Source organism: Sporosarcina sp. FSL K6-3508, from assembly GCF_038615825.1.
In the GTDB taxonomy this organism is placed as follows: Bacteria; Bacillota; Bacilli; order Bacillales_A; family Planococcaceae; genus Sporosarcina; species Sporosarcina newyorkensis.
Genome location: NZ_CP152016.1, coordinates 1,990,709 through 2,003,664, shown reverse-complemented (window position 1 = coordinate 2,003,664; position 12,956 = coordinate 1,990,709). Strand labels below are relative to the sequence as shown.

12 protein-coding genes and 1 tRNA gene are annotated in these 12,956 nt (G+C 41.1%); 11 read left to right on the top strand and 2 right to left on the bottom strand.

All coding sequences use genetic code 11. The features are described 5' to 3' along the window. Positions 1–105: 105 nt before the first annotated feature. The 11 genes from MKX97_RS09855 (at position 106) to MKX97_RS09805 (ending at position 10,998) form a co-directional block, all read left to right on the top strand. Positions 106–675, top strand: a complete 570-nt coding sequence (locus tag MKX97_RS09855) for a DUF4256 domain-containing protein (protein WP_342535880.1) — start codon at positions 106–108, stop codon at positions 673–675. A gap of 196 nt (positions 676–871) precedes the next feature. Next, the gene (locus MKX97_RS09850; RefSeq protein ID WP_342535879.1) at positions 872–2,905 is read left to right on the top strand and encodes a catalase; all 2,034 of its coding nucleotides are present in this window, start codon (positions 872–874) and stop codon (positions 2,903–2,905) included. 419 nt (positions 2,906–3,324) lie between these two features. Continuing rightward, positions 3,325–3,915, top strand: coding sequence for a TetR/AcrR family transcriptional regulator (locus MKX97_RS09845; RefSeq protein WP_342535878.1), 591 nt, complete (start codon positions 3,325–3,327; stop codon positions 3,913–3,915). Between the two features lie 26 nt (positions 3,916–3,941). Beyond that, on the top strand, positions 3,942–4,709 hold the full coding sequence (locus MKX97_RS09840; protein WP_342535877.1) for a 3-hydroxyacyl-CoA dehydrogenase: 768 nt from the start codon (positions 3,942–3,944) through the stop codon (positions 4,707–4,709). A gap of 28 nt (positions 4,710–4,737) precedes the next feature. Continuing rightward, a complete protein-coding gene (locus MKX97_RS09835; protein WP_342535876.1) occupies positions 4,738–5,883 on the top strand; it encodes an acyl-CoA dehydrogenase family protein in 1,146 nt (381 codons plus the stop codon). 178 nt (positions 5,884–6,061) lie between these two features. Continuing rightward, positions 6,062–7,213, top strand: a complete 1,152-nt coding sequence (locus tag MKX97_RS09830; RefSeq protein ID WP_342535875.1) for a thiolase family protein — start codon at positions 6,062–6,064, stop codon at positions 7,211–7,213. A gap of 92 nt (positions 7,214–7,305) precedes the next feature. Beyond that, positions 7,306–8,451, top strand: a complete 1,146-nt coding sequence (locus tag MKX97_RS09825) for a CoA transferase (RefSeq protein WP_342535874.1) — start codon at positions 7,306–7,308, stop codon at positions 8,449–8,451. Between the two features lie 29 nt (positions 8,452–8,480). Continuing rightward, positions 8,481–10,016, top strand: a complete 1,536-nt coding sequence (locus MKX97_RS09820) for a long-chain-fatty-acid--CoA ligase (RefSeq protein ID WP_342535873.1) — start codon at positions 8,481–8,483, stop codon at positions 10,014–10,016. Positions 10,017–10,246: 230 nt separating this feature from the next. After that, positions 10,247–10,645: an SET domain-containing protein gene (locus MKX97_RS09815; RefSeq protein ID WP_040759608.1), complete on the top strand. Its 399-nt coding sequence runs from the start codon at positions 10,247–10,249 to the stop codon at positions 10,643–10,645. Between the two features lie 56 nt (positions 10,646–10,701). Next, a tRNA-Arg gene (locus MKX97_RS09810) sits at positions 10,702–10,775 on the top strand. Between the two features lie 73 nt (positions 10,776–10,848). Continuing rightward, the gene (locus MKX97_RS09805; protein WP_176132480.1) at positions 10,849–10,998 is read left to right on the top strand and encodes a hypothetical protein; all 150 of its coding nucleotides are present in this window, start codon (positions 10,849–10,851) and stop codon (positions 10,996–10,998) included. Between the two features lie 342 nt (positions 10,999–11,340). Here MKX97_RS09805 and MKX97_RS09800 read toward each other — a convergent pair whose 3' ends face one another. Continuing rightward, complete coding sequence (locus tag MKX97_RS09800) at positions 11,341–11,916, bottom strand: phosphatase PAP2 family protein (RefSeq protein ID WP_342535872.1); 576 nt, start codon at positions 11,914–11,916, stop codon at positions 11,341–11,343. Positions 11,917–11,951: 35 nt separating this feature from the next. Continuing rightward, the gene (locus tag MKX97_RS09795) at positions 11,952–12,953 is read right to left on the bottom strand and encodes an LCP family protein (RefSeq protein ID WP_342535871.1); all 1,002 of its coding nucleotides are present in this window, start codon (positions 12,951–12,953) and stop codon (positions 11,952–11,954) included. Between the last annotated feature and the right edge of the window lie 3 nt (positions 12,954–12,956).

The following is a 12,956-nucleotide window of genomic DNA, read 5'->3' as shown; positions in this document are numbered from 1 at the left end:
CATAGTAGGTAAAGTGAAGAGCAGACTAGGGTGATTGGTCAGAGTATTATTAGGTTATACTCCGAACTAAACCCGATTTTAGTAAATAATAAGGAGTGAACGATTATGACAATGAGTAATAAAAAAGAGTTATCACCAGAACAACAAGAAGAACTACTAGCAATTTTGAAAGCACGTTTCGAAAAAAACATGGACCGTCATGAAGGACTGGTATGGACGGTGATACAAACGAAGCTCGAAGCAAATCCCGGAAAACTTTGGTCGCTCAATGAAATGGAAATGACCGGTGGTGAACCGGACGTCGTAGAGTATGATGAAAAATCAGATGAATATGCTTTTTACGATTGTTCAGCGGAAAGTCCTAAAGGGCGCAGAAGTGTGTGTTACGATCAGGAAGCGCTGGAGTCGAGGAAGAAACATAAACCGGAGAATAGCGCTATGGAGATGGCAACTGCCATGGGCATTGAATTGTTAACGGAGAACCAGTTCCGTGCATTACAGGAACTTGGGGATTTCGATTTGAAGACATCGAGTTGGGTTCAAACTCCATCTGATATTAGGAAACTCGGCGGAGCCCTTTTTTGCGATCGTCGATTCGGACACGTTTTCGTATATCATAATGGAGCGGAATCTTATTATGCCAGCAGAGGATTTCGTGGATGTCTTCTTGTCTGAATAAGGGACGTCGTGATTTAAGGAGATATCTAAACTGAGTTGTTAGGATTCTAATTTAGACATCATTATGGCACCACCGAAAATAATGAACCACACATCTAGTTATCATAGGTGTGTGGTTCATTATTTTTTACATACCCATCAGATGGATAAATTTCGTTTTCAATTCATATCAATGAATGGGGAGGTATATGAAATGACAGATAAAAAGAAAGATAACGAAAAAGATGAGCAACTTGAGAGTTTTCGGGTGAATGACAAAGGAAAATATATGACGACAAATCAAGGATTAAAGGTTTCCGAGGATGAACTATCCTTGACTGCCGGTGTCCGTGGTCCAACCTTAATGGAGGACTTTCATTTTCGAGAGAAATTGACACATTTTGATAATGAACGAATACCGGAACGGGTTGTCCATGCTAGGGGATTTGCAGCTCACGGTGAATTTGAGTTATACGAAGATATGTCGCGTTATACAAAAGCGAAGATATTTACTGATACATCTATAAAAACACCAGTATTTGTACGGTTCTCCACTGTCAACGGGGCAAGGGGTTCGGGGGATACGGCAAGAGATGCCCGCGGATTTGCAACGAAGTTTTACACGGAAGAAGGAAACTATGACCTCGTAGCCAATAACATCCCCGTCTTCTTTATTCAAGATGGAATAAAATTTCCAGATGTTGTTCACGCATTCAAACCAGAACCTCATAATGACATTCCTCAAGCATCTACAGCTCATGATAACTTTTGGGACTTTGTTGCCAATAATCCGGAAAATGCGCATATGGTGATGTGGATTATGTCCGACCGAGCGATTCCAAGAAGTTTTCGAATGATGGAAGGGTTTGGTGTAAATACATTTCGTTTTGTTAACGCTGCGGGGGAAGCATTCTTTGTTAAATTTCATTGGAAACCAAAACTAGGCGCCCACTCTTTAACTTGGGAGGAGGCCCAGAAGCTAATGGGAGTTGACCCTGATTTCCATCGCCATGATTTATGGAATGCGATTGAACGGGGGGATTATCCAGAGTTTGAGTTAGGTGTGCAAATTGTAAATGAAAAAGATGAATTTACGTTTGATTTTGATTTATTAGACGCAACTAAGCTAATACCCGAGGAAGAAGTTCCGGTGATAATCATGGGAAAGATGACATTAACTAAGAACGTTGATAACTTCTTTGCTGAGACTGAGCAAGTGGCGTTTCATCCAGGGAATGTGGTACCAGGTATTGACTTTACGAATGATCCATTACTCCAGGCGAGATTATTCTCCTATATTGACACACAATTAATACGCTTAGGTGGACCAAACTTTCATGAGATACCTATCAACCGTCCGATTTGTCCCTTCTATAATAACCAGCGTGAAGGTTATCATAGAATGACGATCAATGTTGGTCGTGTGAACTATCATCGTAACTCCTTAGCAGGGAATACACCGGCTCCCGTACCGTCTGAAGAGGGTGGTTATAAGCATTATGAAGAAAAAGTTGAGGGTCGGACAATAAGAGCAAGAAGTAAAAGTTTTACGGATTTCTTTTCTCAAGCAACAATGTTTTGGAATAGCATGAGTGGACCCGAGAAGAAACATATAATTGATGCGTTTAGTTTTGAACTAGGAAAAGTGAAAAGTAAATCGGTACGACAACAAAACGTGGATTTGTTTGCAAATGTTAACCTTGAACTGGCTAGAACAATAGCTAGAAATATTGGGGGTTCACCACCAACAAGTGGAGGATCAACCGTAACAAAATCTTCCCCGGCATTGAGCCAATTAAATATGCCTATGTCTGCGAAAACTCGTAAAGTAGCGGTAATTGTATCGGATGGGTTTAATGGTCCCTTAGTAAAGTCAGTACTTGAATATTGGAAATCGAAAGGACTTGTTCCGGAAATCATAAGTGAGGACCAAGGAATAGTTCAGGGTACGAAGAATGTTCAGTTAGAAGCGACACAAAATGTATATACTGCCGATTCAGTGTTGTACGATGCGGTCTATATGGTGCGGGGAAGTAGTGATGATATGGCTTTTAACCAAAAAATCGCAAATTTCCTTGATGAGGCTTTTCGTCACAAAAAGACAATTGGGGCTACCGGTCAAGGCGTACAATGGTTAAATGTCAATAATTTCATCAATAAACCAGGTGTTATTACAGATGAAAATATCCCTAATTTTGCAAATCGGTTTGTGGAAGCTGTTGCACAGCATCGTCATTGGGATAGGTAGTTTTCAATGGGAGGCGGTCCAAGGTTCCCTGAATAATAAGAGGTTGAGACAATAAAACCAACAAATTAAAATATTGGCGTCGTACTCCCACCATGTACTGGTGAAGGTACCGCGCCTATTTTTGTTTTTCCTATTCTTATATTTGTTTAGTATTCGAAGAGAATAACTTGAAAAAAATAAAGTGACACAATAACTAGCAGGACCTGTGAATATCTAGAATTTTTATTTAAATACTGCAAACGGCTGAGAATAAAAATTAACGAAATCAGCTCATGATTCTTCACTTTCAAAATGACTACAAATAAATAAGAAATTTGTAGTCTGAAAAATAGTTATTAAATTTTCAGAAAATTAACTTGATATTTAAAAAATGAATGTGTAGAATAAAAATTAATCAATTAACAGGGAGGTGAATCGCCGTGTCGTTGCGCCAGAAGAAGATAGCTAAGAAAAAAGAAGACATTTTACGGACTGCGGTTAGTATTCTCGCAGAAAAGGGCTATCAGGGGACGACAATGGAAGAGATTGCCTCTAGTTTATTGATGACAAAAGGATCTGTCTATTATTATTTCAAAGACAAACAGGATCTGCTTTATCAAAGTCAGCTAATGCTCTTACAGCAAAGTCTGGTAAATATTAAAACAATACAGCAGGAGAATTTACCGGTGGAGGACAGATTTAAAAAGGCTATGGTAGCTCATATCACCTATTTACTAGATGAAAAATCAGGGTTTGAGATGATGGTAAAGCTTGAACAGATTTTTTCAACTGAACAACTTGAAGAGATTTTTCAATTGCGAAATGATTACGAGAAGTGTTTCGACCAACTAATCCTAGAAGGTATCAATGAAGAAGTGTTTGAAGCTGTAGAAATCACAATAGTAAGGAACACAATATTAGGTGCCATGAACTGGGTGACTCAATGGTACTCGCCAGAAGGAAAAAAAGACCCGATAGAAATTGCTGAAACGGTTTCTGGCTATTTAACACGTATTCTGGTAAAAAAATAAACTACATCATTATTGGAGGGAAACAAATGAAAGTAGAAAATGCCGTCGTAGTAGTTACAGGTGGAGCTTCAGGTCTTGGAGAAGCTACAGTAAGGCAAATCGTTTCCAAGGGAGGCAAAGCTGTTATCCTCGATCTATCTGAGGAAAAAGCTCTTCATCTGAAAGAGGAATTAGGGGAAAGTATGTATTATGTACAAACCGATGTAACCGACGAGACCAGTGTACAGCAGGCTCTGGACCAGGCAGTTGAAAAGTATGGAAAAATTAATGGGCTCGTAAATTGTGCAGGTATTGGCATAGCAGAGAAGACGATCGGCAAAAAAGGGGTACATAGTTTATCTCGTTTTGCAAAAGTTGTCCAAGTGAATTTAATTGGTACATTTAATGTCATTCGACTGACATCAGAAATGATGGCTAAAAACGAACCGAATGAGGATGGTGAGCGTGGGGTAATCGTTAATACGGCATCTGTTGCTGCCTTTGATGGGCAAATTGGTCAGGTTGCCTACAGTGCTTCGAAGGGTGGGATTGTAGGAATGACATTACCGATTGCACGAGATCTTGCTCCGCTCGGTATTCGGGTAATGACAGTAGCACCTGGATTATTCGATACTCCATTATTTGCTTCATTGCCGGAAGAGGCAAAATCCGCATTGGGCAAAATGACACCGTTTCCATCCCGTCTAGGTTTTCCTGCTGAGTATGCACTTCTGGTAAGCAGTATTATGGAAAATCCAATGTTAAACGGCGAAACCATTCGTCTTGATGGCGCGATCAGAATGCAACCACGATAAGGATAGCCTTAAATAAGGAGGAAATCATATGGAAAGAGCCTATTTACATGGAGAACATGAAATATTCCGTCGTTCACTACGAAAGTTTCTTGAAAAGGAAGCTTTTCCATACTATGAGCAATGGGAGAGTGAGAAACAAGTTCCCAGATCTTTTTGGAAAAAGGCAGGGGCTCAAGGCTATCTTTGTCCTTGGGCTGATGAAAAACACGGTGCATTTCAAGCAGATTTTGGTTATACTGTTGTGCTTAGTGAGGAATTCGAACGAGTCGGTACAGGAATGGTCGGCGTAGGTCTCCATAATGATATTGTGATGCCATACATCGCGTCTTATGGGACAGATGCACAAAAAGCTGCTTGGATGCCAGGTGCAATCACCGGGAATTTGATTTCCGCTATTGCTATGACGGAACCGGGAACTGGATCGGACTTGGCTGCAGTCAAAACGACTGCAATTAAAGATGGCGATGAGTATATCTTAAATGGGGAAAAATCGTTTATTACGAATGGGCATAGTGCCGATCTAGTGGTTGTCGTCTGTAAAACAAATCCTAAAGCACAGCCTGCTCACAAGGGCATCAGCCTGATTGTAGTCGAAGCCGGGACACCAGGGTTTACAAAAGGTAAAAAGCTGCGAAAAGTCGGACAGCATGCAAATGATACATGCGAATTAATTTTCGAGGACGTACGTGTTCCAGCCAACAATTTACTTGGTGAAGAGGGCAAAGGTTTTTATTATTTAATGGCAAAGCTGCAGCAGGAACGTTTGATGGTTGCCATTCAAAGTATAGCAGCATCGGAAATTATGCTGGATTCAACTATCGAATATGTTAAACAACGAAAAGCGTTTGGCCGCAGTATCAGTCAGTTCCAAAATACGCAGTTTAAGCTTGCGGAACTGAAGACTGAAATTCAGATCGGCAGGACATTTATTGACCGACTGATTGTTGACCATGTTGCAGGCAAAGATGTCGTGACCGAAGTATCGATGGCGAAATGGTGGACGACTGATCTCGCAAAGAAAGTGGCAAATGAATGTATGCAATTGCATGGCGGCTATGGCTATATGGAAGAGTACGATATCGCGAGAAGATATCGTGATGTGGCAGTTTCATCTATTTATGCAGGTTCCAATGAAATCATGAAAGTGATCATCGCGAAAAACATGGGATTATAGAGGCTGACTGCAGCATCTAAAAAGAAAGATTCCAATGGAAAATGAGGACTTCTGATGTTGGAAGTCATTATTAAACATCAGCAGGACGAGGAAGTATTAACTTGCAGTACAAATGTATATGTGCAGGCTTCATGGAAATGTAAGGGCTTACAAAAGGTTGGTAGAAAGGGAGATAGCGATGCGTGAAGCAGTAATTATTGAGGCAGTCAGGACACCGGTTGGCAGACGAAATGGATTATTAAGTGGAATTCGAGCAGAAGAATTGGCTGCAAAGCCTTTGGAGGAAGTATTAAAACGGGCAGGTGTTTCTGCCGAATTGGTGGAAGACGTTATTTTCGGCTGTGTATCGCAAGTTGGAGAGCAAGCTTTTGACATTGCTCGACAAGCAGCGTTGATTGCCGGTTTTCCAGTGGAAGTTCCGGGTACAACAATTGATCGGCAGTGTGGTTCGAGTCAGCAAGCGGTTCATTTTGCCTCACAAGCGATTATTAGCGGAGATATGGATGTTGTGATTGCAGGCGGAATTGAAAGTATGTCGCGTGTGCCAATGGGATCCAATATGCAAGGAGTACAGCTTAGTGAAGCATTAACTTCAAAGTACGAGATCATTAATCAAGGCATATCCGCCGAGCGAGTAGCGGATAAATGGAACATAAGCCGTGAAGAAATGGATGAATTCTCATTGGAAAGCCATAGAAAGGCAATTAAGGCTCGTGAGGAAGGACGTTTTGTCGAAGAAATCATGCCGTTAGAGGTAACACTTCCAGATGGAACAATGACATTGATGAAAGATGATGAAGGTCCTAGAGAAAATACAAATCTCGAGAAACTTAGCGGGATTAAGCCGGCTTTTCGGGAGGACGGCAGCGTAACAGCGGGTAATTCCAGTCAAATCAGTGATGGCGCTGTTGCGATATTAATGATGTCACGAGAGAAGGCCGTTGAACTTGGATTAAAGCCGAGATTTCGTGTAATCGCGCGAACTGTTGTAGGTTCCGATCCGACACTCATGTTGACAGGACCCATTCCTGCAACAGAGAAGGTACTGCAAAAAGCGGGTTTGACGCTCGAAGATATTGACATTGTTGAAGTCAATGAAGCGTTTGCATCGGTTCCGCTCGCCTGGCTTAAGGAATTTGATATCGATCCGGCAAAACTGAATCCAAATGGCGGTGCGATTGCGTTAGGCCACCCTCTTGGTGCAAGTGGCGGACGTCTGATGACCACCATGCTGCATGAATTGGAGAGAAGCAATGGACGGTATGGACTGCAGACCATGTGTGAAGGCCATGGGATGGCAAATGCGACCATTGTAGAGCGACTTGATTAGTAAATTGTAAGTTGCCTGTCGTTTTATCATTTTACTAGAGTGACAGTTACCTTATAATATTTGCGCAATTAATTTTGTCTGGAGGTGTTCGTGTGGTATTAACGTCTATTCGTGTTCTCGATTTAACCCGCCTGTTGCCGGGACCGTATTGTACGATGTTACTTGCAGATTTCGGCGCGGAAGTGATAAAAATAGAGGACCCAAAAATCGGTGATTATGCAAGAATGTACGAACCTAAATTAGACGAGGACAGTGCACTTTTTCATTCGCTCAATAGAAATAAGAAAAGTGTTTGCCTTGATTTAAAAACAGAAGAAGGTAAACACAATTTTATAAAAATGGTCGAGAACGCAGATATAGTGGTAGAGTCATTTCGTCCGGGGGTTATGGAACGACTCGGCTTGGGTTATCAAACGCTGAAACTAGTAAACCCACGCCTTATTTATTGTGCGGTGACAGGTTACGGGCAAACAGGTCCCTATAAAGATTTTCCAGGACATGATATTAATTATTTGAGTTTTGCCGGCCTGCTCAATTTGATGGGAGAAAAGGATGGGAAACCGATTGTACCTTCCACGCAAATAGCCGATATTGGCGGTGGGGCCCTGCCGGCAGCAGTAGGTATTTTATTAGCTTTATTTGAGAGAGAAAGATCAGGAAAAGGGCAGTTTGTCGACATCTCCATGTTGGATGGCGTGATTTCCTGGTTGCAGACTATCCTCCCGAACTATTTAGCCGACTCTGTGACGACCAACCGAGGAGAACAAATGTTGTCCGGCGGGCTTGCTGCTTACAGCATTTATGAAACAAAGGACGCGCGCTTCCTTTCTGTAGGGGCACTCGAGGAAAAATTTTGGCAAGCGTTTTGTCATGGGATAGGAAGAAGTGATTTTATCCCTCGTATATTGGCACCTCCCCACGAACAACATCGCCTAAAATACGAAATACAAACGATAATCTATCAAAAAACACTGGCTGAGTGGATGGAGATATTTGAGAATAAAGAAGCCTGTGTCACTCCAGTGTTAACACTGGAGGAAATGACAAGCGACCCTCAAATAATGGCGCGTGAAATGATTCAATCCATGAAACACGAAACTTTAGGAACGATAAAACAAATTGGTATTCCCATTAAACTGTCTGAGACACCTGGTGTAATTCGTTTCATAGCACCAAAACTGGGTGAACATACAGAAGAAATCTTGAAGGAAGTAAATGCCGCTCGAAAAAAAGTATAAGTACATTATATTTTTCTGGAGGAATGTTCATGGATATTGGGACTACTTTAGCGAGGAACGCACGTCGGACGCCGGATAAAGAAGCAATTTATTTTAAGGATCACGTATACACATATGGTCGATTGAATCGGGAAGTAAATAAACTTGCACATGGATTGATTGCAAGAGGAATTGAAAAAGGAGACAAAGTTGCACTTTTGATGAAAAATTCCGACATGTTCGTAATTGCATTTTATGCAGTTATGAAAGTCGGAGGTGTAGCTGTTCCAATTAATTTCCGATTGACCCAAGAGGAAGTTCGGTATATTCTGGATGACTCCGATGCGTCCGCTGTATTCTTTGATGAAGAGTATGCGATGTTAGTCAATCAGGCTGCTGCGGATAACCAAAAAGTTATATTTCAGGTTTCTGTCGGAGAAAAAGTAGTAGGTGAACAAATCAAAATGGCAGAAATACTGACGAAAAATGACGAGGACCTGCCTATTGAAGTGGATGAATCCGACGATGCAGAAATTTTATACACCTCTGGCACGACCGGACGTCCAAAAGGAGCTTTATTCGATCATCATCGGGTTCTTCATGTAGCGTTTTCTACCGCGATTATGATGAAAATTAGTCCGGATGATAATCTGCTGCACGTAGCGCCACTTTTCCACTCAGCTCAACTCAACTTATTTATGATTACTGGGACGTTTTTAGGAAGTACTCAGGTAATTCATCAGGAATTCGACCCGCGTCACGTACTCCAATCAATTGGAAAATATAAAATTAACATTTTCTTCGCCGTTCCAACCATGTACAATTATTTGCTTTTAGTTCCTGATAGAGAGAGTTTTGACCTAACATCCGTAAAGAGATGCGGGTATGGTGCAGCACCCATGCCGGTTGCCCTGTTGGAAAAGTCGATTGCCATGTTTAAGAATGATCAGTTTCATAACATGTGCGGCTTAACCGAGGCGGGTCCGGGAGGTATTATATTACCGCCTGAAAAACATAAGGATAAAATAGGTGCAGGCGGAAAAGCCATGCTGAATACAGAAGTAAGGGTAGTAAGCGATACAGGTGATGATGTACTGCCGGGTCAAGTAGGAGAATTCATTATCAAAAGTGAGATGGTGATGAAGGGGTATTATAAAAACCCTGAGGAAACAAGAAAAGCGCTTCGGGATGGCTGGCTGTATACCGGAGATCTTGCGTTAATAGATGAAGAAGGCTATATTACACTGGTAGACCGTAAGAAAGACATGATTATCTCTGGTGGCGAAAATGTTTATTCTACTGAGGTAGAACAGATTCTATATAAACATCCAAAATTATTGGATGCAGCAATTATTGGCTTGCCAGATGAGTTGTGGGGAGAAAAGGTTGTGGCAATCGTTGTTCCGAATGAAGGAGAAGTAGTGGATGAGGAGGAAATAAAAACTTTTTGCGGGCAACATCTCGCAAAGTATAAAGTTCCCACCCAAATTTTTGTGGAAAAACAGATTCCACGTAATGCATCAGGTAAGGTATTGAAATATCGAATCCGGGAAGCACTTTCCAATGGTAAACCGGTCATTAATTGAACCAGATTAAGAAAGGGATTTCAAATGATGAATAAGCGGCTAACGTTAGCGTCTTTAGAACCGGTTAAGGGAATACCCCTTAGCCGGTTTTACGTGTTTCTTACCGGCCTTGATTTATGTTAACAAACCGTCGAAAAGTTATACCTAATAATTCAAATTAGAAAAGAGCAATACGGCTGAATTAATGCTATACTTACAAAGTATAATTTACAAGCGAGTAGGTGAGCGATATAATAGAAGTGAAACGATCTCCTGTCAGTGACGGAGAATTCAACAGGGGAGTATTCGCAACATGCGACATCAAAAAAGGCCAGCTCTTGCACGAGGCGCCTGTCATTGCGTACCCGAATGAACAACACCAACATATTGAAAAAACAATACTTGCCGACTACGCATTCGAATACGGAATGAATCATACGGCAATCCTTTTAGGTTATGGAATGTTATTCAACCATTCATATGAACCGAATGCAACGTACGACATTAACTTTGATCACCATACCTTTGATTTCTTTGCACACAAAGACATCAAAGCAGGTGAAGAAATTCTGATCAACTATAACGGCGATGTGGATGATCAAGAACAACTATGGTTTAATGAAGATTACGATGGAACTGCAAATGATTAATATTGGAACTTCGATTCTATACCTGAATCGAAGTTGTTAATCATTTTTATTACTGTGTCCTAGTAGCTCAGCTGGATAGAGCAACACCCTCCTAAGGTGTAGGTCGGGGGTTCGAATCCCTCCTGGGACGTAATTTAAATTAGTCGCGAACATTTTAGTTGTTGAATAAATTTTCTTTAAAGAGAAGAGAGTAGGTGAACAAAGTGGGGAAATATCAATTGGATGCTAAAGGTCAGGCAGCTGTGACAAAGTATCATGAAAAACACAAGCCTGCTAAATTTGATAAAAAGCAGCAACTAGAAAAAATACGTGCGGAGTATTTGGAAAAGAAGCAAAAACAAACAGATAAATAAAAGGAAGAAACATCTTCAAAATTATCAAAAATAGACCAACGGCAAAAGGCTATTTTAGAATTAGTGACGGTATAACACTTGTTTAAGTATTTAATATATTATAATTTAAAAGAGTGTATAGAGCAGATTCATGCGGTTGAGAAGCAAGAGAATAAGAGCAGCAATGAGGCGAGTAAACTAAGTGTTTATCTCGTTTTTTTATTTGTATTGTCAAAACTGAAATTGCCATTTGAGAACATCCGTTGAGCGTTCCTAAATTTGAACGAATCCCTTCTGAGAAGTCAAATAATACAAAAAAGAACGCTGATCCACTCAGCGTTCTTTTTTGTATACCATTTACCATTATACAGCATGCGATCCCCTGCGTGTAAACAACCGAATAATCCAATTAAATAAAGGCTCGATCAAACGACGTTGCCAAATAATCAAAAATGCAACTACAAGTGCAATGAAAGCGCCCGTCAATACATCAGTAGGATAATGGACACCAACGAATATTCGTGACAATGCCATCAGTCCTGCAAACACTAGAAGCACAGAGCCCATTTTTCTGCGTTTCCAGAAGAGGGCAAGGGCTAGGGCAAAGGAACCAGCTGTGTGATTACTTGGGAATGAAGGGTCGGAATCCAATTTGTCTACTAACATGGTGACATCATGGCTGACGAAAGGTCGTGAGCGGAAAAACGACATCTCAATGACCTTATCAATCCCGATTGTGACCACGGCAATCGTAAAAGCAAACAGCACGATTTTTCGGTTTTCTGCACGGTTTCCGTGTTTCGTGAACCATAGCCAGACGAAAAACAATCCGAATAAAAGCGGACCGTATTTCGTGAAAAATACAACGGATTGATCCAGTATATTATTGTGACCGGCAAATTGATTGATTGCTTCAAAAATCTTAAAGTCTAAATTCATTTGTTTTAATCCTCACGTTCTGTTTCGATAAATCATCATTCTTCATCATTTTTATTTGACGCTAAAAAGTCTTTTAGGATTTCTTTATTTTCTTCGAGATTAATATCCAATACAGCGCCTACATTTACACGTTTATCGGTGTAGGAGCCTTCTACAGGTATGCGCAGCGTCTCCATTTCTTTGGATTTCCCACCTGTCACCATACCTTTGCCGATTGCAAACAATATTTTACTATCTATATTCGTATCGAGATAGGAATCGACCACGCCAAGTAGTTTTGGTAAATTTAAGAGGGTGTGGACACTGATGGCCTGTTCTTTTAGTTTAGACAACGCTTCTTGCTGACGCTCTACCCTGCCAAAATCGCTATGGATGTCATGTCGGAAACGGACATACGCAAGCAGCTGTTCACCATTAAGATGTTGTTCGCCTGGTTCCAGTGTCATACCGATACCGTGCGACATTGGATAGGGGATATCGACATGTATGCCGTCAGGTGCAATCACATCTACAATCTTCGTAAAACCCTCGAAATCGACGATTGCATAATATTGAACATCTATGTCGAAATTTTGCTTGATGGTTTTGCGGACTAATTCAGGACCACCAAGGAAAAATGCTGCATTTATCTTCTGCATTCCATATTCAGGAACCTCGACATATGTATCTCTCATAAGGGAGACTAGCTTTACCTTATTCGTATGTTGATCGTAATGGCCGATCATCAGGGCGTCTGATCGTGCATCTTCCTCATCCGCTCTGGCATCGTTACCGATTAGCAGTACGTTTATTTCACCAAACTGAGGATCCGCGCCTTCAAACGGTTCGAACTTCGTATTCAAATCCCCATTGCCGCTCGAATTGCTATTCAGTTCAGTGTGGACGTTGCTCGTCGTATTCCCATTTGCCAAAGATACTCCACTAGTATATTGATTCACAAAGTAGATAGCACCTGCTAGTAGTATGAACGCAAAAATCAGGAAAAAGTTCCTCCGACCCTTGCTTTTCTTCCTCCTTCTCTTGCTTCTCGTCTCCATCCT

Bases quoted from the DNA above. Each gene is read 5' to 3' on its own strand.
- MKX97_RS09855 (WP_342535880.1), top strand. From the start codon at position 106: ATGACAATGAGTAATAAAAAAGAGTTATCACCAGAACAACAAGAAGAA.
- MKX97_RS09850 (WP_342535879.1), top strand. From the start codon at position 872: ATGACAGATAAAAAGAAAGATAACGAAAAAGATGAGCAACTTGAGAGT.
- MKX97_RS09840 (WP_342535877.1), top strand. From the start codon at position 3,942: ATGAAAGTAGAAAATGCCGTCGTAGTAGTTACAGGTGGAGCTTCAGGT.
- MKX97_RS09835 (WP_342535876.1), top strand. From the start codon at position 4,738: ATGGAAAGAGCCTATTTACATGGAGAACATGAAATATTCCGTCGTTCA.
- MKX97_RS09830 (WP_342535875.1), top strand. From the start codon at position 6,062: ATGCGTGAAGCAGTAATTATTGAGGCAGTCAGGACACCGGTTGGCAGA.
- MKX97_RS09820 (WP_342535873.1), top strand. From the start codon at position 8,481: ATGGATATTGGGACTACTTTAGCGAGGAACGCACGTCGGACGCCGGAT.
- MKX97_RS09800 (WP_342535872.1), bottom strand. From the start codon at position 11,916: ATGAATTTAGACTTTAAGATTTTTGAAGCAATCAATCAATTTGCCGGT.
- MKX97_RS09795 (WP_342535871.1), bottom strand. From the start codon at position 12,953: ATGGAGACGAGAAGCAAGAGAAGGAGGAAGAAAAGCAAGGGTCGGAGG.